Source organism: Cupriavidus sp. SW-Y-13 (genome assembly GCF_009793345.1).
GTDB lineage: Bacteria > Pseudomonadota > Gammaproteobacteria > Burkholderiales > Burkholderiaceae > Cupriavidus.
Genome location: NZ_WHLX01000002.1, coordinates 1,691,530 through 1,717,067, shown reverse-complemented (window position 1 = coordinate 1,717,067; position 25,538 = coordinate 1,691,530). Strand labels below are relative to the sequence as shown.

20 protein-coding genes are annotated in these 25,538 nt (G+C 63.5%); 11 read left to right on the top strand and 9 right to left on the bottom strand.

The window, feature by feature from the left end; translation table 11 throughout:
- Positions 1–318: 318 nt before the first annotated feature.
- From GA566_RS23200 to GA566_RS23185, 4 genes are all read left to right on the top strand, one after another.
- Positions 319–1,356, top strand: a complete 1,038-nt coding sequence (locus GA566_RS23200; protein ID WP_137926326.1) for a VirK/YbjX family protein — start codon at positions 319–321, stop codon at positions 1,354–1,356.
- 107 nt (positions 1,357–1,463) lie between these two features.
- Positions 1,464–2,213, top strand: a complete 750-nt coding sequence (locus GA566_RS23195) for a GntR family transcriptional regulator (protein ID WP_137926354.1) — start codon at positions 1,464–1,466, stop codon at positions 2,211–2,213.
- Between the two features lie 44 nt (positions 2,214–2,257).
- A complete protein-coding gene (locus GA566_RS23190; RefSeq protein WP_160474718.1) occupies positions 2,258–3,802 on the top strand; it encodes an acetolactate synthase large subunit in 1,545 nt (514 codons plus the stop codon).
- A 110-nt stretch (positions 3,803–3,912) separates the two neighbouring features.
- Positions 3,913–5,328 (top strand): DUF1996 domain-containing protein, encoded by a 1,416-nt coding sequence (locus GA566_RS23185; protein WP_160474134.1) that lies wholly within the window; start codon positions 3,913–3,915, stop codon positions 5,326–5,328.
- A 15-nt stretch (positions 5,329–5,343) separates the two neighbouring features.
- Here GA566_RS23185 and GA566_RS23180 read toward each other — a convergent pair whose 3' ends face one another.
- The 3 genes from GA566_RS23180 to GA566_RS23170 are packed head-to-tail and all read right to left on the bottom strand — an operon-like array spanning position 5,344 to position 8,787.
- On the bottom strand, positions 5,344–6,204 hold the full coding sequence (locus GA566_RS23180) for a MaoC family dehydratase N-terminal domain-containing protein (RefSeq protein WP_160474133.1): 861 nt from the start codon (positions 6,202–6,204) through the stop codon (positions 5,344–5,346).
- Between the two features lie 4 nt (positions 6,205–6,208).
- The gene (locus tag GA566_RS23175) at positions 6,209–7,585 is read right to left on the bottom strand and encodes an MmgE/PrpD family protein (RefSeq protein WP_160474132.1); all 1,377 of its coding nucleotides are present in this window, start codon (positions 7,583–7,585) and stop codon (positions 6,209–6,211) included.
- A 32-nt stretch (positions 7,586–7,617) separates the two neighbouring features.
- The gene (locus GA566_RS23170) at positions 7,618–8,787 is read right to left on the bottom strand and encodes an acyl-CoA dehydrogenase family protein (RefSeq protein WP_137926330.1); all 1,170 of its coding nucleotides are present in this window, start codon (positions 8,785–8,787) and stop codon (positions 7,618–7,620) included.
- Between the two features lie 276 nt (positions 8,788–9,063).
- Between GA566_RS23170 and GA566_RS23165 the strand changes: the two genes are divergently transcribed.
- Positions 9,064–10,053 carry a tripartite tricarboxylate transporter substrate-binding protein gene (locus tag GA566_RS23165; RefSeq protein WP_202126855.1) on the top strand — a complete coding sequence of 330 codons (990 nt, stop codon included), beginning with the start codon at positions 9,064–9,066 and terminating at the stop codon, positions 10,051–10,053.
- 8 nt (positions 10,054–10,061) lie between these two features.
- On the opposite strand, the gene GA566_RS23160 is transcribed toward GA566_RS23165, so the two are convergent.
- On the bottom strand, positions 10,062–10,964 hold the full coding sequence (locus GA566_RS23160) for a LysR substrate-binding domain-containing protein (RefSeq protein WP_137926357.1): 903 nt from the start codon (positions 10,962–10,964) through the stop codon (positions 10,062–10,064).
- Positions 10,965–11,099: 135 nt separating this feature from the next.
- Between GA566_RS23160 and GA566_RS23155 the strand changes: the two genes are divergently transcribed.
- The 4 genes from GA566_RS23155 (at position 11,100) to GA566_RS23140 (ending at position 17,677) form a co-directional block, all read left to right on the top strand.
- Entirely contained in the window at positions 11,100–12,014 is a 915-nt protein-coding gene (locus GA566_RS23155; RefSeq protein WP_137926331.1) for an SDR family NAD(P)-dependent oxidoreductase, read from the top strand.
- Positions 12,015–12,790: 776 nt separating this feature from the next.
- Entirely contained in the window at positions 12,791–14,713 is a 1,923-nt protein-coding gene (locus GA566_RS23150) for a PrkA family serine protein kinase (RefSeq protein WP_137926332.1), read from the top strand.
- Positions 14,714–14,797: 84 nt separating this feature from the next.
- The gene (locus GA566_RS23145) at positions 14,798–16,078 is read left to right on the top strand and encodes a YeaH/YhbH family protein (protein WP_137926333.1); all 1,281 of its coding nucleotides are present in this window, start codon (positions 14,798–14,800) and stop codon (positions 16,076–16,078) included.
- A 60-nt stretch (positions 16,079–16,138) separates the two neighbouring features.
- Complete coding sequence (locus tag GA566_RS23140; protein WP_137926334.1) at positions 16,139–17,677, top strand: SpoVR family protein; 1,539 nt, start codon at positions 16,139–16,141, stop codon at positions 17,675–17,677.
- A 72-nt stretch (positions 17,678–17,749) separates the two neighbouring features.
- On the opposite strand, the gene GA566_RS23135 is transcribed toward GA566_RS23140, so the two are convergent.
- Together GA566_RS23135 and GA566_RS23130 are read right to left on the bottom strand one after the other, a co-directional pair.
- A complete protein-coding gene (locus GA566_RS23135; RefSeq protein ID WP_137926335.1) occupies positions 17,750–18,898 on the bottom strand; it encodes a helix-turn-helix transcriptional regulator in 1,149 nt (382 codons plus the stop codon).
- Between the two features lie 385 nt (positions 18,899–19,283).
- Positions 19,284–21,596, bottom strand: coding sequence for a mechanosensitive ion channel family protein (locus tag GA566_RS23130; RefSeq protein WP_137926336.1), 2,313 nt, complete (start codon positions 21,594–21,596; stop codon positions 19,284–19,286).
- 304 nt (positions 21,597–21,900) lie between these two features.
- On the opposite strand from GA566_RS23130, the gene GA566_RS23125 reads away from it, so the two are divergent.
- Together GA566_RS23125 and GA566_RS23120 are read left to right on the top strand one after the other, a co-directional pair.
- Positions 21,901–22,311, top strand: coding sequence for a hypothetical protein (locus GA566_RS23125; protein WP_137926337.1), 411 nt, complete (start codon positions 21,901–21,903; stop codon positions 22,309–22,311).
- 275 nt (positions 22,312–22,586) lie between these two features.
- Positions 22,587–22,868, top strand: a complete 282-nt coding sequence (locus GA566_RS23120) for a hypothetical protein (protein WP_137926338.1) — start codon at positions 22,587–22,589, stop codon at positions 22,866–22,868.
- A 24-nt stretch (positions 22,869–22,892) separates the two neighbouring features.
- Here the strand turns inward: GA566_RS23120 and GA566_RS23115 are convergent, their stop codons facing one another.
- The 3 genes from GA566_RS23115 to GA566_RS23105 form a co-directional block, all read right to left on the bottom strand.
- The gene (locus tag GA566_RS23115; protein WP_160474131.1) at positions 22,893–23,567 is read right to left on the bottom strand and encodes a histidine phosphatase family protein; all 675 of its coding nucleotides are present in this window, start codon (positions 23,565–23,567) and stop codon (positions 22,893–22,895) included.
- Positions 23,568–23,712: 145 nt separating this feature from the next.
- Entirely contained in the window at positions 23,713–24,687 is a 975-nt protein-coding gene (locus GA566_RS23110) for a tripartite tricarboxylate transporter substrate binding protein (RefSeq protein WP_137926340.1), read from the bottom strand.
- A gap of 110 nt (positions 24,688–24,797) precedes the next feature.
- The gene (locus GA566_RS23105) at positions 24,798–25,478 is read right to left on the bottom strand and encodes a TetR/AcrR family transcriptional regulator (protein WP_137926341.1); all 681 of its coding nucleotides are present in this window, start codon (positions 25,476–25,478) and stop codon (positions 24,798–24,800) included.
- Between the last annotated feature and the right edge of the window lie 60 nt (positions 25,479–25,538).

Here is a 25,538-nt window from a genome sequence, read left to right as displayed (position 1 = left end):
CCAGCGTGACTGGCGTGTGAACCCCGCGCAAAAAAAAAGCGGCAAGGCTTCGGCTTTGCCGCTTTTTTGTCTGCCCGCATTCACGCCGGACATCTTGCCCAAGTCTTTTTGGGGAAACCTGATTTCTACGTCAACGCAGGAATATTTCAGTACGTTACGGAATATTACGAGCCGGACCTGCACCCCACGAACTCAAAAACCGACAGGCTGGCCGCCCGCCCTGCGCATGCCCGCAGCGGCGTCAAAGGACATCAGGGTTGAAGCTGCGCGCACGGCACCGCAACGTACGGACCGGCGCGCCAGAAGGGGAGCGTTGTCGTGGAAGGACCTGTTTCGCGTGTGCAGGGGCTGTTCAAGGCCCAGGCGGAGAATCACCTGTTTGCGTCGCCGGGCCGGTATTTGCGGTATCTCGGCACCATGTTGGCCGTATCGGCCGCGTGTTATCCGGCAGGCAGCCGGAAGTGGATGTCGCGCCGGCTGAAGTGGCTGGCGATGTCGGCCATGCGCTCGAGTGCCGCGCAGCCGTGGCTGCGTGCCGTGGCTTCGTGCGCGCTGCTGCAGCGTGTGGTGGCGGCTCGCCCGTTGCTGCTCGAAAAACCCTACCGTCCACTGGGCGCGCTGGGGTTGGGTTTCGGGGAGCGCGCGCGGCTGGTGCAGGAGCACTACGCTGTCATGCATGCCGCATTGCCCGTGGAGACTTGCGAGCGCATTTGTCTGCGGGGCGGTGTGGAGTGGCCGTTTGCGGATGGCCGCTACACGCTGCGGCTTGCCGATGCCGGCCCGAATCCGAAGGAAGGCGAGCTGGCCTTCTACTGGATCGACAACGAGACCGGCGCCAGCCTCACGCAACTGAGCTTCTTCCTGCGCTTCGGGGCGATGGGCCCCGACGTCTTCGTCGGCGGACTGCAGGGACCGAAGAGCGAAGCCAGCCGTGAGTGGATTCGTGCTTCCACCAAGGCTTGCGAGGGTTTGCGTCCCAAGGATGTGGTGATGGAGGGCCTGCTGGCGCTGGCCGGCCATATCGGCGCGCGGCGCATCGTGGCGGTCTCGCGGGCCAACCATGTTGGCCGCCAGCGCAACACGCCACGCGAGATCCAGTGCGACTATGAAGCATTCTGGAGCGAATACCACAGCGTACCGACCCATGACGGCAATCTTGAACTGCCCGTCAGCCAGCCCGTGCGCGATATCGCGGAGATTGCCTCGAAGAAGCGCTCGGCCTGGCGTCGCAAGCAGGCCGTTGCGGAATCGGTGCGCGGCGCCGTGGCGGCGGGTTTGTGTTGCGAGCCGACGGCTGCGCCTGCAGTGCCGGCGTCGGAGAGTCCCGCCTTCCCATCGGCACTGGCCATGGCCTGAAGCCAGAACATTGCGTAAACCCTAGTAGTCTAGTCACCTAGACTTTTAATACAGTCCGGTATCGACCTGCCGTGCGTGATGTCACACGCAGGGCTTTTCCTTTCCCGATGCCGGACACCGCCGACCTTCTCTCACGCAGCCGCGAGCCTGTCTACTTGCAGCTCGCGACCATCTTCCGACGCCAGATCGAAAGCGGGGCCTGGCGCCCCGGCGAGCAGATTCCGTCGCTCGAAGCGCTGTGCCGCCAGTACGGCGTGGCGCGCATGACCATGCACCACGCGATTTCGCAGCTCGATGCCGAAGGGCTCGTGGCGCGCTCGCGTGGCCGGGGCACGTTCGTGAAGACTGCCGGGCGCGCGCGCCGCCAGATGGCACTGCCCGTCAGTTGGGACCAGGCCGTGGCCGTGGGCGACCAGCTATCTACCGAGGCCATGGTCGAATCCACTGCCGATGTGGCGCTGCCCGACGATCTCGGCATGCCCTGCGATGGCCGGCGCGCCGATGCCTATCACTTCCTGAAGCGCGCACATCGGCTCGATGGCCGCCCGTTTGCCGTGGGCGAGGTCTACATCGCGGCTGACGTCTTTGCGCGCGAGCCGGAAGCGTTCCGGCAGGGTGCCTCGGTGCCGGTGCTCGATCGCTTTCCCGAACTCCAGGTCAACGCGGCCCGGCAGCGCATGTCGATCGTGCCGGCCGGTGCAGCGTCGGCCGCCGCGCTGGAACTGGCCGTGGGTGCGCCCGTGGCCGAGTTGCGCCGCTTTGCGTGCGTGGACGATGTGATCGTCTACTACGCACGCATCGAATTTCCTACCGAGTATGTCTGTCTGGATTTCGACTTGCTCGCCCCCCATTCCTGACAACCGCAACCTGAACGGAACCCGAGATGGAGACACAAGAATCGATGAATGGCGCGGAAAGCCTGGTCAAGACGCTGCTCGCCAGCGGCGTGGATACCTGCTTCGCCAACCCCGGCACCAGCGAAATGCACTTCGTGGCGGCACTCGACCGCATTCCCGGCATGCGCTGCGTGCTCGGCCTGTTCGAAGGTGTGGTGACCGGTGCGGCCGATGGTTATGCGCGCATGGCCGAGAAGCCCGCAGCCACGCTGCTGCACTGCGGACCCGGCCTGGCCAACGGTCTGGCCAACCTGCATAACGCGCGCCGTGCGCAGACGCCCATCGTCAACATCATTGGCGATCAGGCTACGTATCACCGTCCGTTCGATGCGCCGCTCACTGCCGATACCGAAGGCTGGGCCCGTCCGGTCTCGGTCTGGACGCGCACCGCCACGCACGCCGCGTCGGTGGGCGCCGATGCCGCCGTGGCCGTGCAGGCCGCGATGGGCGCGCCGGGTGGCGTGGCCAGTTTGATCCTGCCATCGGACGTGTGCTGGGATGAAGGTGGAAAGGTGGCCGCGCCGCTGCCCGCGCTGCCGGTGCCGAAGGTATCGCCCGATGCCGTGCAGAACGCCGCGCGCATTTTGCGCAGCGGTCAGCCCACGCTGATCGTGCTGGCTGGCAGTGCATTGCGCGAAGGCGTGCTGGCCGATGCGCATCGCATTGCCGCTGCCACCGATGCACGTCTCATCACGCCGATGTCGAACTCGCGTGTCACGCGCGGGCAGGGTCGTCTGGCGATCGATCGCATTCCGTACTCGGGCGATGCGGCGCGCCAGAAGCTGGCCGGTATCCGCAACGTGATCCTGGTGGGCGCCACCACGCCGGTGACGTTCTTCGCCTATCCGGGCAAGTCGCCGCGTCCGTTCCCGGAAGATGCAAACATCCATGTGCTGGCGCGTCCCGAGGAGGATCTCGGCGAGGCCGTGGCGCGGCTGGCCGATGAACTGGGCGCACGCAGCGCAACGCTGCCATCGGCCGCGCCTGCGGCTCGCGTGGAAGCGGCACGTGGCGCCATCACCTCGGAAGCCGTGGCGCAATCGCTGACCGCGCTGTTGCCCGAACAAGCCGTAGTCGTGGAAGAGAGCGTGAGCTTTGGCCGCGCGTTCTATCCGGGCACCGTACACGCCGCGCCGCATGACTGGCTGCAACTGACGGGCGGTGCGATTGGCGCGGGCCTGCCGCTGGCGACGGGCGCAGCCATCGCGGCACCGGATCGGCGCGTGGTGGCGTTGCAGGCCGATGGTTCGGGCATGTACACGCTGCAGTCGCTGTGGACCATGGCGCGCGAGAAGCTCGACGTGACCATCGTGTTGCTGGCTAACCGCAAGTACGCGATCCTCTTGGGCGAACTGGCTGGCGTGGGTGCCAATCCCGGCAAGACCGCGCTCGATATGCTCGACATCGGCAATCCGGATCTCGATTGGGTGAAAATGGCCAACGGCATGGGCGTGGAAGCGGCGCGCGCCGATACCATGGATGCATTCAACGACCTGTTCGCTTCCGCCAACCAGCGCAAGGGTCCGTTCCTGATCGAACTGGTGATCTGATGCCGTGATCCACGGCGGGCGGCGCGATGGAACACGATGTTCCATTGTGCCGCGCCCGGCCCCGCCACAGCATGGTCCCGCGTGATAGTCACGCTAAGAGAGGGACCATCATGATCAAGATGTGGATCTGTATTCTGGGCGCTTCGCTGAGCCTGCCGGGTTGTACCCAGACGAAGCCGAAGCCACCAGGAGTTACCCAGGCCGCAGGCAGCTACGCCATCGTATGCCTGTACTCGCACCGGCTGCCTGACGACCCTATCGTCATGCCGGCCCGTCCCGGCGTCGCCATGCAGCATGACTTCTTCGGCAACACGACGACGAACGCCTACACCACGGCGGAGGTCCTGCAAAAAGTGCCGGGCACCACGTGCGAGAACGCGGCCGATGGCACGGCCTACTGGGCGCCTTCGCTGCGCTTGCCCGATGGCACGGTGGTTCCGCCGGTCTACCAGAAGACCTACTACACCAATCAGGCTGTGCCATCGCCGAATCATTTCCCGGTGCAACCGTATCCGCAAGGCATCAAGCTGATGGTGGGCGACCATCATGGCACCACGCCGAATTCGCGCATCTCGTTCCTCTGCACCGGGGGCAACTACACGAACTCGATTCCCACCAACTGCAAGCCCGACCCCACCAACGGTACGCAACTCAATATCGGCATGCACTTCCCGACTTGCTGGGATGGCAAGACGCTGTCACCCACGATGGGCACCTACGACAATGCGGTGTCCCCCGACAGTGCGGGAAATTGTCCGGCTGGATATCCAGTGCGTCTGCCCGATGCGAACATGAACATCGCCTACAACCTCGGGCAGATCACGGACCTGACCAATGTGCAGTTGTCGCTTGATCCTCAACTCGATTCGGCGGGCAATGTCGTGAAGCAGTTGTGGGGATCGCTCTACACCGCGCACGGAGATTTCTTCATGGGATGGCGTCCGGATGCGGCGAGTTTCATGGCGGAGTTCTGCCTGAACAAGGGCATCAGTTGCAACCATCTGATGGCGTACTCGTATCTCAAGATTGCCGAGGATGCCACCGTGCGCGCCGCCGATACGACCAACTATGGGACCAATGCGGCCCTGTACGCGCAGCAGACGTCGGGAAGCACGCCGGAATCGCGCAGCTATCTCAAGGTCGGTATTCCGAAAGGCGCGCAAACGCTGCCGCCTGATTTCAAACCGGCCTACATGCTGATGATGTTTGGAGGAAACATGACCGATACCACCACGCAGACGTTCACCGTCTATCGCGTGGCAACGGACTGGAGCGAGACCACGATCAATGGCGCCAACGCGCCAACCTGCAGCGGCACCAGTGTCACCAGCAACCTGAACAATACACAGGCATACCGTGCGTTCGACGTGAGCAAGCTGGTCAACGAGGCGCTTTCGCAGGGCGCGGAACACATCGCGTTCTGCATTCGCGGCCCCGCTGGCCAGCAGCAGATCAAGTTCAGCAGCAAGGAGGGCGGCAACGGTGGCGTGTTGTTCATCAATGCCGTCAACAAGCTGCCCTACTGAAAAGATGGTTCGCGCCTAGCGTTCGACTTCGGCCCAGGCGGTCATGGCCTGCCCGCCGGCATCGTCGCCAGTCCATAGCTGCACACGACCGGCGGTTTCGGGATCATCCCGGCCGCCGACTGTCACGGTGTCCTGATGGAACAGTGGCGCCAGGCCACGGAAGCCGAAACGCTTCACCTGTGCCTCGGGACGCTCCGCACGCAGCAGTTCAAGCGTCAGCATGGCCTGCAACGGGCCATGCACGATCAGGCCCGGATAGCCTTCCACGTCGCGCACATAGTCGAGGTCATAGTGGATGCGATGGGCGTTGAATGTCAGCGCCGAGAAGCGGAACAGCATCACCGGATCGGCCTGCAGTGCGCGGCCAAATTGCGCATCCTGCGCCAGACGCGGACGCGGCGGTTGCGGCTGGCCGACCTCGGGCATCGCACGATAGACGATGTCATGGCGCTCCTTCAATGCCACGTCGCCATCCACGCTCAGTACATGATCCACGGTGACGAACCACAACTCGCCCGTGCGCCCGGACTTGTGCTGGACATCGGTGATCGTCGAGGTCTTGGTCACCGTGTCGCCCACGCGCAGGCCGCGATGGAACGACAGTTCGCCACCGGCCCACATGCGGCGCGGCAGCGGCACGGGCGGCATGAAACCGCCCAGCGTGGGATGTCCGTCGCTGCCCAGCGTGTGCTGCGGGGCGCGCGGCAGGAAATAGAGCCAGTGCCAGAGCGGCGGCAGCGGCTGGCTGGCGATGGCATCGCCATCGAGATCGAACGTGGCGGCCAGCGCCACCACGGGCTCCAGCGCCAGTGTTTCGGTGCGCGATTCCGAACGGCCGATCCATTCGCGCAAGTGTTCGAGCGTGGTCACGGGCAAGTCCTCAGCGTGCGGCAGGCAGCCAGTTGTTGACGTTCGGCGCGCGGTCCAGATCCCAGACGCGCGCGATGATCGTGCGCATCTCGGCCTCGGTGGCACCGTGGCGGAATGCGCCAAGCTGGATGGCCTTGGCTTCGAGTTCCGGGCGCGACAGCGTGTTGTCGGGGTCTCCCTTCGGCACATCGACGCGTGCGCCCAGCGTGCGGCCATCGGTGGTGCGCACCGTGACGCGCCCAATCCACTGGCGCGGATATGCAGCGTTGATTTCGTCGTCGAGTTCCATCGTCACTTTCTCGCGGAAGGCGGCGATGCGTGCATCGTGCAGCGCATGGTCCTCGAATTCTCCGAGCCCTGCGTGCGCGTGAACGGCCACGAGGCCAAGCACCGTACCCATCGAGAACTTGGCCTGATGGATGGTCGATGGGTTGACCACGGGGCCCAGCACGTCGATGGCGCCCTGGTGAACGTGCGTGGTCACCGCTTCGATCTGTTCGGCGCGCAGGTTCTCGCGCAGCATCAGTGCCTTGAGCGCATCGGCAGCGGGGTGCGTGTGGCGGCACGATGCGAAGAACTTGAACGAGGTTTCTGCGGTGGCCCAGCGCGTACCGAGTCCATCGGTCAGTGCAGCAGGGTTGGCATCGCTCGACATGCCAGCGGCCATGCCCTGCGGACCTTCGAGAATCTGCTTCGCACCTGTGAAACCAGCACGTGCGAGCCAGGCCGACTGCAGGCCATCGGCAGCGGCCTTGGCCGTGTGCAGTTGCTTGGAGTCGGCGGCATCGCGCAGGAATTCCCACAGGCCGGAAGCCTGCGTGCCGGCCGAGCCGAGCGCCTGGTTGATGCCTTCGGCGTCGAGTCCGAACAGCTTGGCCACGGCGGCGGCGGCGGCCAGCGTGCCGACCGTGCCGGTGGTGTGGAAGATGCGATAGTGCGAGCGTCCCATGAACTCGCCGATGCGGATGCCTGCCTCGTAGCCAGCGATCGATGCGAGCAGAACGTCCGCACCAGTCTTGCCTTCGGCTTGCGCGGCGGCCATCACCGCCGGGAATACCACGGCGGCGGGATGCAGCACCGAGCCGTTGTGCACGTCGTCCTGTTCCACCACGTGCGACGATGCCCCGTTGATCAACGCGGCGAAGTAGGGCGAGGTGCGGCGGCGGTCCACCAGCACTTCGGCGTCACCGGTGCCGGGGCCCATGGCTGCGGCGAACTCCTGAATGCGGCGCACGGCGGGTGCGTCCTTGCCAGCGATGGCCGATGCCATCCAGTCGAGGAACAGGTCCTTGGTGCGCTCCACCACGGGCGCGGGCACATCGGCGAGCTTCAGGTCCGCCAGGAACGCGCAGAGTTGCCGGGTGGGATACGTGTTGTCGTTGGGCATGAGCGAGTGTGCGTAGGTGCGAATGTCTCGGGTCAGAACGAACGCGGCAGTTCGAGCACGTGCTCGGCCACATAAGACAGGATCAGGTTGGTGGAGATCGGTGCCACTTGATACAGGCGCGTCTCCCGGAACTTGCGCTCGATGTCGTATTCGGAGGCGAAGCCGAAGCCGCCATGCGTCTGCAGGCAGACGTTCGCGGCTTCCCACGAGGCATCGGCGGCCAGCAGCTTGGCCATATTGGCTTCCTTGCCGCAGGCTTTGCCGGCGTCGAACAGTTGCGCAGCCTTGTAGCGCATCAGGCTGGCGGCTTCCACGTTGACGAACGAACGTGCGATCGGGAACTGCACGCCCTGGTTCTGGCCAATGGGACGATCGAACACGATACGTTCGCGTGCATAGCCGCTGGCACGTTCCACGAACCAGTAGCCATCGCCAATGCATTCGGCGGCAATCAGGATGCGCTCGGCGTTCAGGCCGTCGAGGATGTACTTGAGCCCCTTGCCTTCCTCGCCGATCAAGTTCGCGGCGGGAATTTCGAGGTTGTCGAAGAACAGTTCGTTGGTCTCGTGATTGACCATGTTGCGGATCGGCTGGACCGTGAGGCCGTTGCCGATGGCTTCGCGCAGATCCACCACGAACACCGATAGCCCTTCCGATTTCTTCTTCACCTGGTCAAGCGGCGTGGTGCGCGCCAGCAACAACATCAGGTCCGAGTGCTGCACGCGCGAGATCCACACCTTCTGGCCGTTGATCACGTACTTGTCGCCTTTGCGCACGGCGGTGGTCTTGAGCTTGGTGGTGTCGGTGCCGGTGGTCGGCTCGGTCACGGCCATCGACTGCATGCGCAGTTCGCCGGAAGCGATGCCGGGCAGCCAGCGTTGTTTCTGCACGTCGGAGCCATGGCGCAGCAGGCAGCCCATGACGTACATCTGGCCGTGGCAGGCGCCGGAGTTGCCGCCGTTACGGTTGATCTCTTCCATGATCACCGAGGCCGCGGTCAGCGGCAGCCCGGAACCTCCGAATTCCTCGGGAATCAGCGCGGAGAGCCAGCCGGCGTGCGTCAGCGCCTGCACGAATTCTTCGGGGAAGTCGCTCTTTTCCTCGATGCGCTGCCAGTAGGCGGAGTCGAATCCCTGGCAGAGATCGCGAACGGCTTCGCGGATTTCCGGGTAAATCTGGTCTTGGTCCTGTGCAGCATGCATGGCAATGTCCGTGTCGGGGCTGATCGATGAGGGCCATTATTCCCGAGGCCATCGCGCCGAAACATTCGCATTTGCCGAAGCACGGCTTTTGTCGGGGCTTAGGTTGGCGAGTAGCGGCACCTCTGCGGGCTAGGGTTATCCCGTGGCTTTTCTGCCGCCGTGTCCAGCCTTCTGCAAATCCGAATTGTGGGGCGGGACGAATGGCCGCAGGCTGCACATCGACCGATGCCCGCATCGAGACCACACAACATAAACAGATTCGACAGGAGACTACCGATGAACCCATTGCCGCAGCAGGCGCGCTTGCTTGCCCTGTTCGCCGTGACTGCATTCGCGTCCGCCCACGCGCTGGCTGCGGACCCATACCCGTCGCGCCCGATCGCGATGGTGGTGCCCTTTGCCGCAGGCGGTCCCACCGATGTCGTCGCGCGTTCGGTGGCGGCGGCGATGTCGAAATCGCTCGGGCAGAGCGTGGTGGTGGAGAACCGGCTGGGCGCGGGCGGCACCATCTCGGCGGCGTTCGTCGCCAAGGCCGCACCGGATGGGTACACCATCCTGATTCACCACAACGGCATGGCCACGGCACCGGCGCTGTACTCGAAGCTGTCCTACAAGCCGCTGACCGACTTCACGTTCGTGGGGCAGGTGGCCGATGTACCGATGACCCTGCTGGGTCGCCACGATCTGCCAGCCAACACGCTGCCGGAGCTCGTCAGCTACATCCAGAAGAACCAGAACAAGGTGAACCTGGCGAATGCGGGCCTTGGTGCAGTGTCGCAACTGTGCGGCATGTTGTTCCAGAAAGCCATCGGGGTGGAACTGCAGACGATTCCGTATCAAGGCACCGCGCCTGCGATGACCGCGCTGCTCGGCGGACAGGTGGACGTGCTGTGCGACCAGACCACGCAGACGCTGCCGCATATCAAGAGCGAGAAAGTGAAGCTCTATGGCGTGACCACCGCCGAGCGGATTCCGGCGCTGCCCAACACGCCCACGCTGCGCGAAGGCGGCTTGAAAGGCTTCGAGGTGAAAGTGTGGCACGGCATTTACGCGCCCAAGGGCACGCCGCCCGCCGTGATCGAGAAGCTGAACGGCGCACTGCGTGCCGCGCTGAAGGACCCCAACGTGACCGCGCGGATGAAGGACCTCGGTGCGGTCATCGTGCCGGAAGACAAGCAGACGCCGGAAGGGTTGCGCACGTGGCTGGCTTCGGAGATCGACAAGTGGTCGCCGATCATCAAGGAGGCCGGCGTCAAGGCGGACTAAGTCCGAGGTTACACAGGTTCGGTTGCAGCAGCGGCGAGGTACTTGATCAGTGCCTCCGCAAATTGTGGCAGTTCTCGACCGGGGCGGCGCACAAGCCGTATTTCGCGCCGCGCCCAGTCGTCTTCCAGCTTGATGAAGCGCAGCACCTTGCGGCTTGCGTAACGGCGCGCGCAGCTATTCGGCACGATGGCGATGCCTGCGCCAGCTTCCACCATGCGGCACACCGCATCGAAGCTGCCTACCTGGATGCGCAGGCTGATGCGCTTGCCCATGCCACTGGCAATGCGGTCCAGGAACGACTGGATCGCCGATGACTGGTTCAGCCCGACAAAGCGGCAGGTATCGAGCAGATCGGCAAAGTGCAGCGCCTTGAACGCGGGCAACGGGTGGTTGACCGGGGCGATGACGATCAACTCGTCGCTGCAAAGCTGCATGGTGTCGAGGTCTGCCGTGGCCACTTCTCCGGCCACGATCCCCAGGTCTGCCGCACCGGCGCCGATGGCTGAGACGATATCGGCGGACAGGTGCTCTTCCAGTTCGACATCGACATCCGGGTTCTCGGAGAGAAAACGCGACAGCGCGTTGGCCAGGAAGGAGTTCGTTGCCGTGGTATTGGCTAGCAGCCGCACGCGGCCCTTCACACCCTTGGCGTAGGGGCGCAGGTCGGAGTGCAGGCATTCCAGCTGGCGGAACACCTCGCGTGCGTGGCGCAGCAGTTCGTCTCCAGCCGGTGTCAGCCGCACACCCTTGACCTGGCGGATCAGCAGCTGGGTCTGGAACGCCTCTTCCAGTTGCTTGATGCGCGAACTGGCAGCGGGCAGCGACAGGAAGCTGCGTTCTGCAGCGCGGGTCAGGTTCTCGGTCTCCCCCACATTGAGGAAGAGGCGCAAATCGGTCAGGTCGTAGTGCATGGGTTCAGCGGGCACGAAGCCCGCTTTTGTCATTTGTGAATTCCGGAAACGTCGCCGCCAATTTATCGTATCCCGTTAGGCAATAACACGGGTACGCTCCCGCACCCGGAAAAACTGGCAGCCAAGGAGGCAGCGATGAGTGGAATGATGGAAGGCAAGGTAGTGGTCGTGACGGGCGCTGGCGGCGGCATCGGCCGTGGCATTGCGCTGGGCATGGCAGCCGCCGGCGCGCGCGTGGTGGCCAATGACTTGGGTGTCTCGATGACCGGCGAGGGCGGCGATGCGGGTCCGGCCCAGCGCGTGGTCGACGAGATCCGCGCAGCGGGTGGCGAGGCGGTGGCCAGCACGGACAGCGTGTCCACGTGGGCAGGCGCCAACGCCATCGTGCAGTGCGCGCTGGACAGCTTCGGGCGCATCGATGCGGTGGTCAACAACGCCGGCAACCTGCGCGACCGCATGTTCTTCAAGATGAACGAGGAAGAATGGCGCTCGGTGATCGACGTTCACTTGCACGGCACGTTCTTTGTCAGCCGCGCGGCAGCGAACTATTTCAAGGATCAGGAAAGCGGCGCTTACGTGCATATGACGTCCACGTCGGGGCTGATCGGCAACCTGGGGCAGGCCAATTACTCGGCGGCCAAGCTCGGCATCGCGGCGTTGTCCAAATCCATTGCACTCGACATGGCGCGCTTCAATGTGCGCTCCAACTGCATCGCCCCGTTCGCATGGAGCCGCATGACGAGTTCGATCCCGGCCGAAACGCCCGAGGAAAAAGCCCGTGTGCAGCGTCTGCAGAAGATGGAAGCCGGCAAGATTGCCCCGGTTGCCGTGTTCCTGGCCAGCGATGCGGCTAGCGAAGTCAACGGCCAGATCTTTGCCGTGCGTGCCAACGAGATCATGCTGATGAGCCAGCCGCGCCCCGTGCGCTCCGTGCATACAAGCGAAGGCTGGACGCCGGAGACCGTGGCGGAGATCGCCATGCCGGCCATGCGCAGCAGCTTCTTTGCGCTGGACCGTTCGCCCGACGTCATCAACTGGGACCCGATCTGAACGGGTGACTGGCAGCGCGTGGGACGCCGCGCGCTGCATTGCAGCAATCTTCGCGTGGCACGCATTCTGCTCATTGCGCAGAGATCGCACCTGCACGCACGCGGCGCACCGGGAGGGTGCGCCGTCGCAGCGGAAAAAACGCAAGGAATCGCAAAAGCGGTGCATGCCGTTTCGGACGGCCGTTCTACTGCGCATCGATGATGGCATTGGCGATGGAATCACGCTGATCCATTCCTTATCGAAATGTCCCTACAGAATCAGTCATTCGATATGAGAATGCCGCTGCGGCTCATGCGTTTGCACGATACCGGCCGCAGCATCCTTCGCGCACGATGAATGGCAGACGGAATGCCTGTAGGACCGTGCCGGACAAGGGTTGTCAGATGTATCGGGAATTGCCCGATCGTTACACAACACGCTGTGCATGAAGCGCGTGAAAGGTGTAATGTGTGTCACAAGGCATGGTCAATGGCCCGTCACGGGGGTGCGAGATAGCGGGTGTTCTTTCCACTGCGATGCACGTCACAAGCGCGCGTTGCAAATGGCAGGCAACCCGATTGGGATGTACGCAGTCACGACGTTGCGAACGTAGTGAAACACTCGCAACAAGCGTCAACTCAAGACTCACATCCGCCGTTATTTGACTATGATGAAGTAAAGACTTCGCAACTTGGCAACTCCACCAAGCCGGGGTGGCGGAACGCAAGATTGCCGCGAAGTCTTAGGGGAGTAGAACTACCTTCGCCTCGGACGTGGGACTCTGACGGGAGTGAGGTATGGACATTTTTGGCCACTACGCCACGCGCTTCGAAGCACGCAAGGAAGAGGAATACAGCATCCAGGAGTATCTGGAGATCTGCAAGAAGGATCCTACTGCCTACGCGACTGCCGCCGAACGCATGCTCGCCGCAATCGGACAGCCTGAACTGGTGGATACCCACCACGATCCTCGCCTGTCTCGACTGTTCTTCAACAAGGTCATCCGGGTCTATCCCGCGTTCCGTGACTTCTACGGGATGGAGGACACGATCGAACAGATCGTCTCGTTCTTCAAGCACGCGGCGCAGGGCCTGGAAGAGCGCAAGCAGATCCTGTATCTGCTCGGGCCTCCGGGCGGCGGCAAGTCGTCGCTGGCGGAGAAGCTCAAGGTGCTGATGGAAGAGATTCCCATCTACGCACTGAAGGGATCGCCCATTCACGAATCGCCGCTGGGCCTGTTCTCCGCCGAGGAGGATGGCAAGATCCTGGAGGAGGACTACGGCATTCCGGTGCGCTACCTGAATACCATTCCTTCACCATGGGCCGTCAAGCGGCTGCACGAGTTCAACGGCGACATCACCAAGTTCCGCGTGGTGAAGCTGCGCCCCTCGGTGCTCGCGCAGATCGCCATCTCCAAGACGGAGCCGGGCGACGAGAACAACCAGGATATTTCCTCGCTGGTAGGCAAGGTGGATATCCGCAAGCTTGAAGATTTCCCGCAGGACGATCCGGATGCCTACTCGTACTCCGGTGGACTCTGCCTGGCCAACCGCGGCCTGCTGGAGTTCGTGGAAATGTTCAAGGCGCCGATCAAGGTCCTGCACCCGCTGCTGACCGCCACGCAGGAAGGCAACTACAAGGGCACGGAAGGCTTCGGCGCAATTCCGTTCGATGGCGTGATCCTCGCGCACTCGAACGAGGCCGAATGGCAGACCTTCAAGTCCGACAAGAACAACGAGGCATTCCTCGACCGGATCTATATCGTGAAGGTGCCGTACTGCCTGCGCGTATCTGACGAGGTCAAGATCTACGACAAGCTGCTACGCAGCAGTTCGCTGTCGGCGGCGCCGAACTCCCCGAACACGCTGAAGATGATGGCGCAGTTCGCAGTGCTCACGCGGATCAAGGAACCCGAGAACTCGAATGTCTTTTCGAAGATGCGCGTCTACGACGGCGAAAGCCTCAAGGACGTGGACCCGAAAGCGAAGTCGTATCAGGAGTATCGCGACTACGCCGGTATCGACGAAGGCATGAATGGCTTGTCCACGCGCTTCGCGTTCAAGGTATTGTCGAAGGTCTTCAACTTCGACAATACCGAGGTGGCCGCCAATCCGGTGCACCTGCTCTATGTGCTCGAACAGCAGATCGAGCGCGAGCAGTTCCCGCCGGAGCAGGAAGCCAAGCTGATGTCGTATATCAAGGAGTACCTGACCACGCCGTATGTGGAGTTCATCGGCAAGGAAATCCAGACGGCTTACCTGGAGTCGTATTCCGAGTACGGGCAGAACATCTTCGACCGCTACGTGGTGTTTGCCGACCTGTGGATCCAGGACCAGGAGTATCGCGATCCGAACACTGGCGAAATCCTGGACCGCAACGCGCTGAACGATGAACTGGAGAAGGTGGAGAAGCCGGCGGGTATCTCGAACCCGAAGGACTTCCGCAACGAGATCGTCAACTTCGTGCTGCGGGCACGGGCCAACAATGGTGGCAAGAACCCGGTCTGGACCAGCTACGAGAAGCTGCGGATGGTGATCGAGAAGCGCATGTTCTCCACCACGGAGGACTTGCTCCCGGTCATCTCGTTCAACGCCAAATCGTCGCGCGAGGATCAGGACAAGCACGAAAACTTTGTCAACCGCATGGTCGAGAAGGGGTACACGCCCAAGCAGGTTCGGCTTTTGGTGGAGTGGTATCTGCGCGTCAGGAAGTCGTCGTAAGTCATCCGGACGCGGTGTCCTTCATCCACGGCGCTCTCATGGCTGTTTTCATGGGAGCGCCCCAACAAGGCGGGCGAACGGCTTATGGGCACGGTCATCGATCGGCGCGAGAACGGCGGCAACAAGAGCGCCGTCAATCAACAGCGCTTCATCAAACGCTACCGGCAGCAGATCCGGCAGGCGGTGGCGAAAGCGGTGTCCGGCCGGAAGATCATGGACATCGAGCAAAGCGGTCAGGTGTCCATTCCGGTCAAGGACATCTCGGAACCGATTTTTCATCACGGGCAGGGGGGCAAGCGGGAGTGGATTCATCCCGGCAACAAGAAGTTTGTCAGAGGTGACAGCTTTGACCGTCAGCAGCAGGGCAGCGGCGGCACGGGGTCGCGCGCCAGTGACAGCGGCGAGGGCGAGGATGATTTCGTCTTCACGCTATCGAGAGAAGACTTCCTGAATTTCTTCTTCGAAGACATGGCGCTGCCGGATCTTGCCAAGCGCCACCTCGCCAAGATTGCCGAAGTGCGCAAGGTGCGCGCCGGCTTCTCCATCGACGGCACACCATCGAACCTCTCGATCCTGCGCACCATGCGCAGCTCGCTTGGGCGACGCATCGCGTTGTCGAGCCCCTATTTGAAACGCCTGCACGCCCTCGAGGCGGAGTACAACGAGGTGCTGGAGAAGGAAGGGGAAGGCCCCTATTCCGAGCAGGCAGAAGCGCTGATGGAGAAGATGCGCCACCTGCGCGCGCAGGTGGACCGTGTTCCATTCATCGAGAAGCTCGACCTGCGGTACAACAACCGCGTCATGAAGAAGCGGCCCCAGGCGCAGGCGGTGATGTTCTGCCTGATGGACGTTTCCGGCTCGATGGACGAAAGCCGGAAGGACCTGGCCAAGCGGTTCTTCATGCTGCTGTACCTGTTCCTGAAGCGGAATTACGAGCGCATCGACGTGGTGTTCATCCGCCATCACACGGTGGCGAAAGAGGTGGAGGAGGAAGACTTCTTCCATTCGCGGGAGTCCGGTGGTACGGTGGTGTCGAGCGCGCTCAAGCTGATGGTGGAAGTGATTCACGACCGCTATCCGCCGAGCCAGTGGAATATCTACTGCGCCCAGGCATCGGACGGCGACAACTGGGCGGGGGATTCGGAGTTGTGCGGCAGGCTGCTGCGTGAATCGATCCTGCCACTGGTGCAGTACTACGCGTATGTGGAAGTGGCTTCGGAAGAGCCGCAGAATCTCTGGGAGGAATACCTCACGGTGAAGAGCCAGTTCGAGCACTTTGCGATGCAGCGCATCATCGGTGCCGACGAGATCTACCCCGTGTTGCACGATCTCTTCCAGAAGCGGGCCGCGTGGCCCGGCAGGTAGCAAGGGCAGCAGGCCGGTACGCTGCACCCGGCGTGTACCGGCACGTCACTGGGGATGTCTATGGCCTATCTATCGACGGGCTCGGAGTGGACCTTCGAGCTGATCCAGCGCTATGACCGCGAAATCGCCCGCATCGCCGGCGATTTTGGTCTGGACACCTATTCCAACCAGATCGAGATCATCACCGCCGAGCAGATGCTCGACGCCTACGCGTCGGCCGGCCTGCCGGTGGGATACAACCACTGGTCCTACGGCAAGCACTTCCTGTCCTCGGAGCGCAGCTACCAGCGCGGCTACATGGGGCTGGCCTACGAGATCGTGATCAACTCGAATCCCTGCATCGCGTACCTGATGGAGGAGAACACGATGCCGATGCAGGCGCTGACCATTGCGCATGCCTGCTACGGCCATAACTCGTTCTTCAAGGGCAACTACCTGTTCCGCACCTGGACCAACGCGGACGCCATCATCGACTACCTGTTGTTCGCCAAGAACTACGTGGCCGAGTGCGAGCAACGCTACGGCGAGCAGGAGGTGGAGCTGCTGCTCGACTCCTGCCACGCGCTGCAGAACTACGGCGTGGACCGCTACAAGCGGCCCAAGAAACTGTCCATCGTCGAAGAACAGGCGCGTCAGCAGGAGCGCGAGAACTACCTGCAGATGCAGGTCAACGATCTCTGGCGCACCTTGCCGCGCCATCGTCCGCATGCACTGCGCGAGGAAGAGGAAGCAGCAGAGTACGAAGCTACGTTCCCGCCCGAGCCGCAGGAGAACCTGCTCTATTTCATCGAGAAGAACGCGCCCAAGCTGCAGCCGTGGCAACGCGAGATCGTGCGGATCGTGCGCAAGATCGCGCAGTACTTCTATCCGCAGCGGCAGACCAAGGTCATGAACGAAGGCTGGGCCACGTTCTGGCACTACACGATCCTGCACCAGCTCTACGAGGAAAAGCTCGTCAACGACGCCTTCATGCTTGAATTGCTGCAGGCACATACCAACGTGATCTACCAGCCGCCGTACCACAGCCCGTATTACAGCGGCCTGAATCCGTACACGCTGGGCTTCCTGATCTTCCAGGACTTGCGCCGCATGTGCGAGAACCCGGACGACGAGGATCGGCGCTGGGCGCCCGAGATCGCGGGCAGCGACTGGCGCCAGACGCTGGACTTCGCCATGCGCAACTTCAAGGACGAAAGCTTCTTGCTGCAGTTCCTGTCACCGCGCGTGATCCGCGAACTGAAACTGTTCTCGGTGCTGGACGATGACCGCGAGGGCAAGCTGCGTGTGACGGCGATCCACGACGATGAAGGCTATCGCCAGATCCGCCAGTTGCTGGCCAACCAGTACGACCTCTCGAACATGGAGCCCAACATCCAGGTGACCAACGTGGATGTGGGCGGTGATCGCTCGCTGACGCTGCGGCACCTGCAGAACGAGCGCCGTCCGCTGGCGACGAATTTCGACGAAGTGATCCGCCACGTGACGCGGCTGTGGGGATTCACCGTGCGACTGGAAGTGGCCTACGAGGACGGCCGCCGTGAAATGAAATACGAATGCAAGCCGGAGCGCAGGCACCAGCAGCAGAGGAAGGCGGCCTAGCGTAGCCCGCCGGTCCGCTTCAAAAAAGAAAGGCTCCCGCTGTGGGAGCCTTTCCTCTTGATCAATGCCGGGTTAATCCTTGCGCGCGTGCCCCGTGCGCGGACGGGCCGCCGAACACGCCCCGGCGCGTTCCAGGTCCACGCCCGGCAGCAGATGCAGCAGGCGCACCAGCTCCGACTGGCGGTGCGTGCCGGTCTTGCGCAGCGTGTCGCGGATATGGACCCGCACCGTGTGGGGCGACAGGAATTCGCGCTCCGCGATCTCGTTCAGTGTCTCGCCGGCGGCCAGTCGGATCGCGATGATGCTTTCCTTCTTCGACAGGCCGAACAGCGACGTCAGCACCGCGGCGTCCAGCACCGAACGCGATTCCGAGTTGCCGAGCAGCATCATGGCCATCGGCAGTTGCCAGGGCCCTTCCACCGGCTGGCGCGAGACCAGCGGCATCACGATGATCGGCACGGGCTGTCCGCCCGAGGTGATGTGCATCCACGAGCCCGCCGCCGCGCCGCCATGGCGGCCACCGTGCGCGGCGTTGTCGAGCATCCTGGCCAGCACCGATTGCAGCGAATCGGGCTGGGCGCAGAGCACGCCGTTATCCAGCGCCAGGTGCGTGTCGGCCTGCACAAGCGCTTCGGCCCAACTGTTGGCGTAACGCACGCGCATGTCGGCCTGCAGGATCATCACGCCGAAGTCGAGGGTGTCGAGGCTGGCCAGCCCCAGCGAGGCCAGGCCGCTCAACTCGAAATTGCGGTGCTGCATGCGCGCAGCGCGTGCCCAGTGAGGCATGACATGGGCCACACGCCGATTGCAGTCGTGCTCGGTGCAGCGATCGCAACCCGGAGTGGCGCTCATCCAGACGCACACGTCGTGCGTGTCGAACAGGCGGATGCCGCCAGACAGTCCGCTGTAGTCGATATGCGCGTCAACGTGTCCGACATCGCCGATGTCGCCGGCGGTGGCCAGTGCCACGCTCGCGCGCGAGGGCAGGGCGCGCATGCTCTCGGGCATGCTGCTGGCATTGGTGAAGCAACCGTGCGGTGTCACCCCAAGGCGCGCCTGTCCCGCGAGCTTGTCCCATATCAGGTAGCTCGGGCTTTCCGAGCAGGTATAGCGGGAGAACAGGTCCAGTGCGGCCGGCATGGCCGCCACGTCCATGGCCGATTCATAGATGCGGTCGACGAGGCGATGGAATACGTCGTCGCCAGGCAAGTGTTCGCCCATTTCATTTTTCCCCGGTGGCAAACGCCTTCTTTCCTCAGGCCGCTGCAGCTTGGCGCGACCTTCTTTTGTGTTGATTCCACTGCGGGCAACCGGCACTCATCGAGCGATGGGTGCGTCTTGCCGTGTATCGGATCATCGTGCAAAAACCGGATGCGGGAACATCCCGCCGTGGGAGGGGGCGCTTGCTCAAAACCTGCGCCGCGCCTGCCTTTCCGGTTGATTGGGGACAGTGCACCGGTCTACGTCGGGCGCTGTCGAAGTTGGCGAGATAGTAATGCGGCGACGGACCTATTTCAAACTAATAGACAAGAATGTCCGGATTTTTCTTGGCGTAAATGAGACAGCCGGCAGCGGGCGAGACCCGCCCTCCACATCCCGGCCGAAATCATGTCGTAGACGGCGCTTTGGACGTGACGATTTCGGCGCCTGCGCCAGCCGCGGCAGCGATGGCATTTTCGGCACTTCCGCCATCCACCTGAACGGTCACGTAGGGTGCTGCCATCCGGATGCCCTCCGCATCGAAGTTGCGTTTGAGCCGGATATTGAAGGCGCGCGAGATGTCGGACTGCATCAGGGGGCGGGTCTTGAACTGGGCCAGCACCACCTGTCCGTTCGGATCGAACCGGTCGAGGCCAAGGATGTCGAGTCCCGATAGCAGGTTGCGGCTATAGCGATAGTCCGAAGACACCTCGGCGCCGGTCTCGCGAATGATTTCCAGCGCGCGGTCGAAATCGCTCTGGTAGGAAATCGAGATATTGAAGACCGCGAACGCGTAGCCGCGTGACAGATTTTTGACAGCCTTGATCTGGCTGTAGGGCAGCGTGTGCAGCGCGCCCTTGCCGTCGCGCAGCCGCACCGTGCGGATCGTCATGCCCTCCACCACGCCCGAGTGGTCCGGCAGTTCGATCGAATCTCCGATCGCAATGGAATCCTCGATCACGATGAACAGGCCGGTGATCAGGTCCTGCACCAGGCTTTGCGCACCGAAGCCGATGGCCAGCCCGACCACGCCCGCGCCCGCGAGCAGCGGCGTGACGTTGACGCCCAGGTTGGCCAGCACTGCAATCATCGCCACCACCAGCAGGGCCACGAATGAGGCATTGCGCACCAGCGGCAGGATCGTCCGGGCGCGCAGGCTTGGCTGCGGCGCGCGGGTGTTACCGGGGGTGAGCGACTGCGTGATGGCAGTGTCGATCAGTAGCCAGACCAGCCAGGCCAGCAGCACCACGCCGATCACGCTCAGGATCGATTGGGTGATATGACGGCCCAGGACGGTGGCCTCGGCCAGTCGCATCAACGAGGTGTTCCAGATGCGCGCATTGAGTTCGAGGAAGGCCACCCAGATGGCCACGCGCACGATGGCCACGCCAAAACGCCCGAACCGCTGGATATACGCCGAACGCCGGCGGTCGCGTAGCCGGGGCGCGCGCTTGGTGGCCTTGGGAGAGCGGCCGACGACCAGGGTCAGCAACGTGGCGCTGACGAACAGCGCCACGGTCAACACCGCGCGTCGCAGGAATTCATCGGCATGACCCGTGGCCATGATCGTGCCGATGACCGACGCCACCACCACGGCGAGCATCGGCAGGTACCACGCCTCGCCCGTCATGCGCAGCAAGTCCATCAGCGCGGGATGTTCCTGGCGGAACGCAAACGGGCGGCAGGCGATGAGCTGGCCAATGGCGCGGCGGAAACGTACCGCGAAGACGCCAATCAGGATGGCCGCCAGGATATTGGCCAGGGTGCTGATCAGCGCCGACAGATTGACGCCCAACGAAGCAATCACACGCGGGTCGGTGTTGGCTTCGCCCAGCGCTGCCAGTGCCCCGGTCACGAACAACAGCAGCGGTGAATGCCCGAGCAGGTCGCGCACCGCGGCCCGCCGGTGGCCCGACTGGAACAGCGCAAAGATGACCTGGCAGACCGCCGACATGATGGCGCCCGCCACGATGGCATAGGCCACGAGCACCGCGCCCATGCTGGCTGGCGTGCGTCCGAAGACCTGGTAGGCCAGCAGCAGCGTCAGCCCGAACGCGATGATCCATGGTCCGATGCGCCGCAGGAAATAGATGCCCACGTCGATCCACGAGGGCACCGTGGGCAGCGGTGTGGGACGCGGGCCGCGCACCCGGCTGCGGTGCAGGCGTCGCGACAGTTCGAAGAAGACCCAGCCCGTGGCCGCCCAGCCCAACAGCACGACGCCGAACTCGCGCCACGATTCCAGGCTGCTGCGTGTGCGTCCAACGGTCAGCGCCTCATGCCACTCCTCGCCCGCGAAGTCGATACGCCAGCGCCAGTACTGCCACGGACCGCGGTCCTTGTGCGGCGCGCGGTCGATGTCCTGCAGCGCCTGGGCCACCGCGCCAATCAGGCCCGGTGATGCGTCGCTGGCGGATGCGGCAGCCGAAGAGGCACCGGCCGCTGACGCATCCAACCCGCGTCGCAGCGTCTGTAGTTGCGTGACAAGTGCCTGGCGGTCCTTGTCGTTCTGCAACGTGTGGATGACCTCGTCGAGCGATTGGGCCAGCGGGGCACTGGCGGCAGGCGCCGAGGCTGGCGGGGCTTCGGCCTTCTGAACGGCGGCGAGGATGGGCGATCCGGCGGCCATAGCCGGATTGCCACCCGCCAGCACGAGCAGCAGGGCAGCCGTCCAGAGAGACAGCAGGCAGAACAGGGAGCGGGGGCGCAAACGATGCATGGAAGGGCGCAAGCGGTGGTCGATCACCGTCGGTGAGCCAGCATGCGCGTCACTGTAGCGCATTGCGGCGCGGCATCGCGCAGGCAAGTCGCCTGGCGGGCGCATGCGTCGTCCAACTTCGATTCAAAAAAATTGAATAACTCGTCCTTAACATGGCGATTTTACGATGAGGGCGGAAGCCTATAGTTCTGTTCATGGACGGCGCGCAACAAAGCGGGCAGCGAAGAAAGTAGCCAGGCCGAACCGCGCCGGACCATACAAACCAACCTATAAATTTTTGATCGTTTTTTTACCGGAGAGCATCATGACCAAGACCAACGCCCTGAATATCGCTTCTGCCCTCGTCCTGTCGCTGGCTGCGCTGGGCACCGCCCAAGCCGGCACCGTCCCGGCCGACCAGTATGGTTACCAGTTCCGCACGACGGTTTCCGCAGACAAGTATGGTTATGAATTCCGCACGCACGACGCCTTCACCGACGGCGCCCGTGCCGGCAAGGTGGATACGTTCACGGACGGCGCCCGCACGGTTGCCGGCCTCGACAAGGTGGGCGTCTCGGCTGCCCCGGCCCGTACGGCTGATCCGTATCTGGACGGCGCCCGCAACGCCGACCCCTATAACGACGGTGCCCGCTTCATCGCCGGCCTCGACCGGATCGGCGTCTCGGCTGCCCCGGGCCGCTCGTTCGACCCGTACCTGGATGGCGCCCGCGCATGAGAGCGATGTCACGCGGCACAAGCAAGGCGTTACGTAACCCGTAACGCCTTTTTTGTTTCCGGCAGCGTGTTTGGCGAGTGCCGGAGCGGCATTCTTCCGCCCGACTGAAGTGGGGTGGGACAGTCTGAAACGACCGCCTGGCGCGGCCTGGCGCCGCATCGCTTCAAACAGCGGTATGGGTTGGCCTGATCGGTGCCGATATTGGCATGTCGCTTGCAGACTGTATCCGGTGAACAAGATCGCCAGCCATAAGACTTGCCGACCGGGAGACCACCATGTTCCAGACCTTCGCCACCCGCACCCATTCCACCTTTGCACACGACGCCGTGATCGCCCGCGCCATCGACACTGCCATGCTGCGCCGTCGTGATGAGTACAACGGCCAGCCCATGGCCTGGAAGATTTTCTGCGAGGCTTCGCACGTGGCGACACTGGCCGATCCGGCGCGCACGGCCTTTATCGAACGCGTGGCCAACGAGCGCGGCGCAGATGCCGCCCTGCGCCTGAAGGCCAAGTCAGAGGCAATCCGTGCCGAGGCCATCGCCCGCCTCATGTAAGGCCGGGAATGCCGGAAATGCCCGCTAGGCGAAGGTAATCGCGCTGCGCCGTTCGGCGCGTTCGAGGTGCGGCACGTTGTTGAAGCTCAGCAGACGCTGCGTGCCCCGGCCGACGATCAGTTCGCAGAAGCCGGTATTGCGGAATTGCAGGTTCAGTTCGATGGCGGTTTGCGTAGGTGCGCCGAGCAGGTCGGCCACGGCGCGGCCAATTGCACCGCCCGAACTGACCACGAGTAGTGAATCCTCGCGCGCGGCCCCTTCCACGGCATTCGACAGGGCAGTCTGCATGCGCGCGCCAAAATCGATCCAGGTTTCCGGCATGCCGTTCAGTTCGCCCTGCGTCCACGCTGCGAAGGCCGCCCGGAACGTGCGCCAGTAGTCCTGGTAATCGCTATTCTGATGAGCCCGATGGTCGGCACCATCGGTAAAGCTGCGATAGAGCGATTCCCCATCGTATTCATTGAGTCCCGCATGAGACTCCACGGCCAGCCCGTCCACGCCCATGCCGCTCAGGATATTGGATGCCGTGTCCTGCTGACGCACCAGTGTGCCGGCCACCACACGCCGAAACTGCACCCCGCGATCCTTGAAGTATTCGCCTAGCCATCGCGCCTGCTGCCGTCCCACGTCGGACAGGCAGTCATAGTTGGCGGCACCGAAAGAGGCTTGTCCGTGACGGACCAGAAATAGCGTGGCCATGGGGAGGGAAATCGGGAAATTGCGATGTCGCGATTCTAGATGCGCGACGCCGGCGGACCTAGCGAGGCCCGCCGGAATTCATGCCGGCCATCGGTGCCATGCATTCGGAGGATGAACGCATGGCCGCAGCAACATCCATCCAGCCTCAGTCCAGCGTGACGCCGGTATCGGCCGTCAGCTTGAGGATCACGGGCAGATACGCCTTGTAGGCGCGCTCGGCCTCGGCGGGCGTGTTGCCGATAGGCTCGGCGCCCATCTCGTCGATCTTGGCCTGCATCTCCGGCGTCTTCACCAGCGCGGAGGTTTCGCGCCCCAGCCGTTCGATGATGGCTTCCGGCGTCTTGGCCGGCGCCACCAGCGTGATGGGGCCGATGATCTTGTACGCGGCATCGCTGTAACCGGCCTCGGTGAAGGTCGGCACGTCGGGCAGCGCCTTGGCGCGCGTGGTGCCTGCCACGGCAATCGGCCGCAACTTGCCTGCGGCCATGTGCTGGCGCAGCGTGGTCACCGAACCCACCGTCATGTTCACCTGTCCGGCCAGCAGGTCCGACACCATCGGGCCTTCGCCACGATACGGTACGTGCAGGATGTCGATGCTGTAGGTCTTGTCCATGTACGCCTGGAACGTATGCGGCTGGGTGCCCGGCCCCCACGATCCCATGCGCAGCTTGCCCGGCTCCTTCTTGGCGTAGGCAATCAGCTCGTTGACGGTTTTCACCGGCACCGTGCTGTTGACGGTCAGCACCGTGCGCGCATTGGCGATGTCGGAAATCGGCCGTAGTTCGGTGCGCGGATCGTAGGGCAGCTTCTTGTAGAGCGCGATGTTGGCCGTCAGCGGGCCGGGGATGGTCATCAGCAACGTGTAGCCGTCCGCCGCCGACTTGGCGACGAAATCGGTGCCGATGATGCCGCCGGCACCGCTCTTGTTTTCGACGACCACGGGCTGCCCCAGCCGCTTCGACAACCCGTCCGCCACCTGGCGGGCCAGCGAGTCGGTCAGGCCGCCGGCCGGGTAGGGCACTACCAGGCGCACCGGCTTGTTGGGATAGTCGCCCTGTGCGGATGCCGCCAGGGGCAGCAAGGCGGCAAGCGCCGCGCAGGCCAGGCTCGAAAGCTTCATGGTGTGTCTCCTCGTTATAGGCCCGGTCCGAGCGGGGACGTGCCGCTATGGTTGCGGCTGATGCGGGCGGTTGGTGGGTGAAGCGAGGGAAAACAGGGGGCTTCGGTCGTTCAGGCGTCGTCGAGCTGCAGGTAGCTGGCGACCATCCGCGACATTTCCTGCGGCAGCCGGTCGTCGTCGAGCGGGAACGGGCCGGGATTGTTCAGGATGGCGTTGACCAGCGTGCCGAATGCCATCTGCATGGCAAAGCGCAGCCGCAGTTCCGCTTCCTCGGGGGGGCCGGGCAGGCGCGGCACCACGACTGTTACCAGCCGTTCGATGATTTCCTGGCCATTGCGCTGATGCGGCAGCCATTCCTCGGGACGCGCCGTGGCGTGTTTGAGGGACGCACGAATCACGCCGCGATTGTTGCGGCAGCCATTGACCATGAAGTGCAGCGTCTTCTCGATGACCTGGCGCGGCGGCACGTCCTGCCAGCGATGCTCGGCCATGTAGCGGGCCACCGAACTGTCCGACTCCTCCATCACCGACGCACGCAGCGCCTCGAAGAATGCCATCTTGTCCCGGAAGCGGCCGTAGAAGGCGCCCACCGACACCTGGCAGGCCGACGCGATCTGGGCCACCGAGACCGCAGTGAAATCGCGCTCGGCCAGCAACTCACGGCCGGCGGCCAGCAGCGCCTGCTCGGTCTCGCGCGCACGGCGTTGGCGCGGCGGCTGGAGGACGGAGGTGGTATCGACGCGCGGGAAGGCGGCGTGGCTCGATTCCATGTTGGGTGACAGGGCAGGCATAAGAATTTTCCGTATTCGAATTCGGATTCGGTTTTGAACGTTACGGATGGCCGCAAGGGC

Excerpts from the sequence above, each read along its gene's own strand:
- GA566_RS23110 (WP_137926340.1), bottom strand. The coding sequence starts at position 24,687 with ATGAAGCTTTCGAGCCTGGCCTGCGCGGCGCTTGCCGCCTTGCTGCCC.
- GA566_RS23190 (WP_160474718.1), top strand. The coding sequence starts at position 2,258 with ATGAATGGCGCGGAAAGCCTGGTCAAGACGCTGCTCGCCAGCGGCGTG.
- GA566_RS23185 (WP_160474134.1), top strand. The coding sequence starts at position 3,913 with ATGATCAAGATGTGGATCTGTATTCTGGGCGCTTCGCTGAGCCTGCCG.
- GA566_RS23145 (WP_137926333.1), top strand. The coding sequence starts at position 14,798 with ATGGGCACGGTCATCGATCGGCGCGAGAACGGCGGCAACAAGAGCGCC.
- GA566_RS23140 (WP_137926334.1), top strand. The coding sequence starts at position 16,139 with ATGGCCTATCTATCGACGGGCTCGGAGTGGACCTTCGAGCTGATCCAG.
- GA566_RS23160 (WP_137926357.1), bottom strand. The coding sequence starts at position 10,964 with ATGCACTACGACCTGACCGATTTGCGCCTCTTCCTCAATGTGGGGGAG.
- GA566_RS23175 (WP_160474132.1), bottom strand. The coding sequence starts at position 7,585 with ATGCCCAACGACAACACGTATCCCACCCGGCAACTCTGCGCGTTCCTG.
- GA566_RS23150 (WP_137926332.1), top strand. The coding sequence starts at position 12,791 with ATGGACATTTTTGGCCACTACGCCACGCGCTTCGAAGCACGCAAGGAA.
- GA566_RS23165 (WP_202126855.1), top strand. The coding sequence starts at position 9,064 with ATGAACCCATTGCCGCAGCAGGCGCGCTTGCTTGCCCTGTTCGCCGTG.
- GA566_RS23170 (WP_137926330.1), bottom strand. The coding sequence starts at position 8,787 with ATGCATGCTGCACAGGACCAAGACCAGATTTACCCGGAAATCCGCGAA.
- GA566_RS23105 (WP_137926341.1), bottom strand. The coding sequence starts at position 25,478 with ATGCCTGCCCTGTCACCCAACATGGAATCGAGCCACGCCGCCTTCCCG.
- GA566_RS23115 (WP_160474131.1), bottom strand. The coding sequence starts at position 23,567 with ATGGCCACGCTATTTCTGGTCCGTCACGGACAAGCCTCTTTCGGTGCC.
- GA566_RS23130 (WP_137926336.1), bottom strand. The coding sequence starts at position 21,596 with ATGCATCGTTTGCGCCCCCGCTCCCTGTTCTGCCTGCTGTCTCTCTGG.
- GA566_RS23155 (WP_137926331.1), top strand. The coding sequence starts at position 11,100 with ATGAGTGGAATGATGGAAGGCAAGGTAGTGGTCGTGACGGGCGCTGGC.
- GA566_RS23120 (WP_137926338.1), top strand. The coding sequence starts at position 22,587 with ATGTTCCAGACCTTCGCCACCCGCACCCATTCCACCTTTGCACACGAC.
- GA566_RS23195 (WP_137926354.1), top strand. The coding sequence starts at position 1,464 with ATGCCGGACACCGCCGACCTTCTCTCACGCAGCCGCGAGCCTGTCTAC.
- GA566_RS23135 (WP_137926335.1), bottom strand. The coding sequence starts at position 18,898 with ATGGGCGAACACTTGCCTGGCGACGACGTATTCCATCGCCTCGTCGAC.
- GA566_RS23125 (WP_137926337.1), top strand. The coding sequence starts at position 21,901 with ATGACCAAGACCAACGCCCTGAATATCGCTTCTGCCCTCGTCCTGTCG.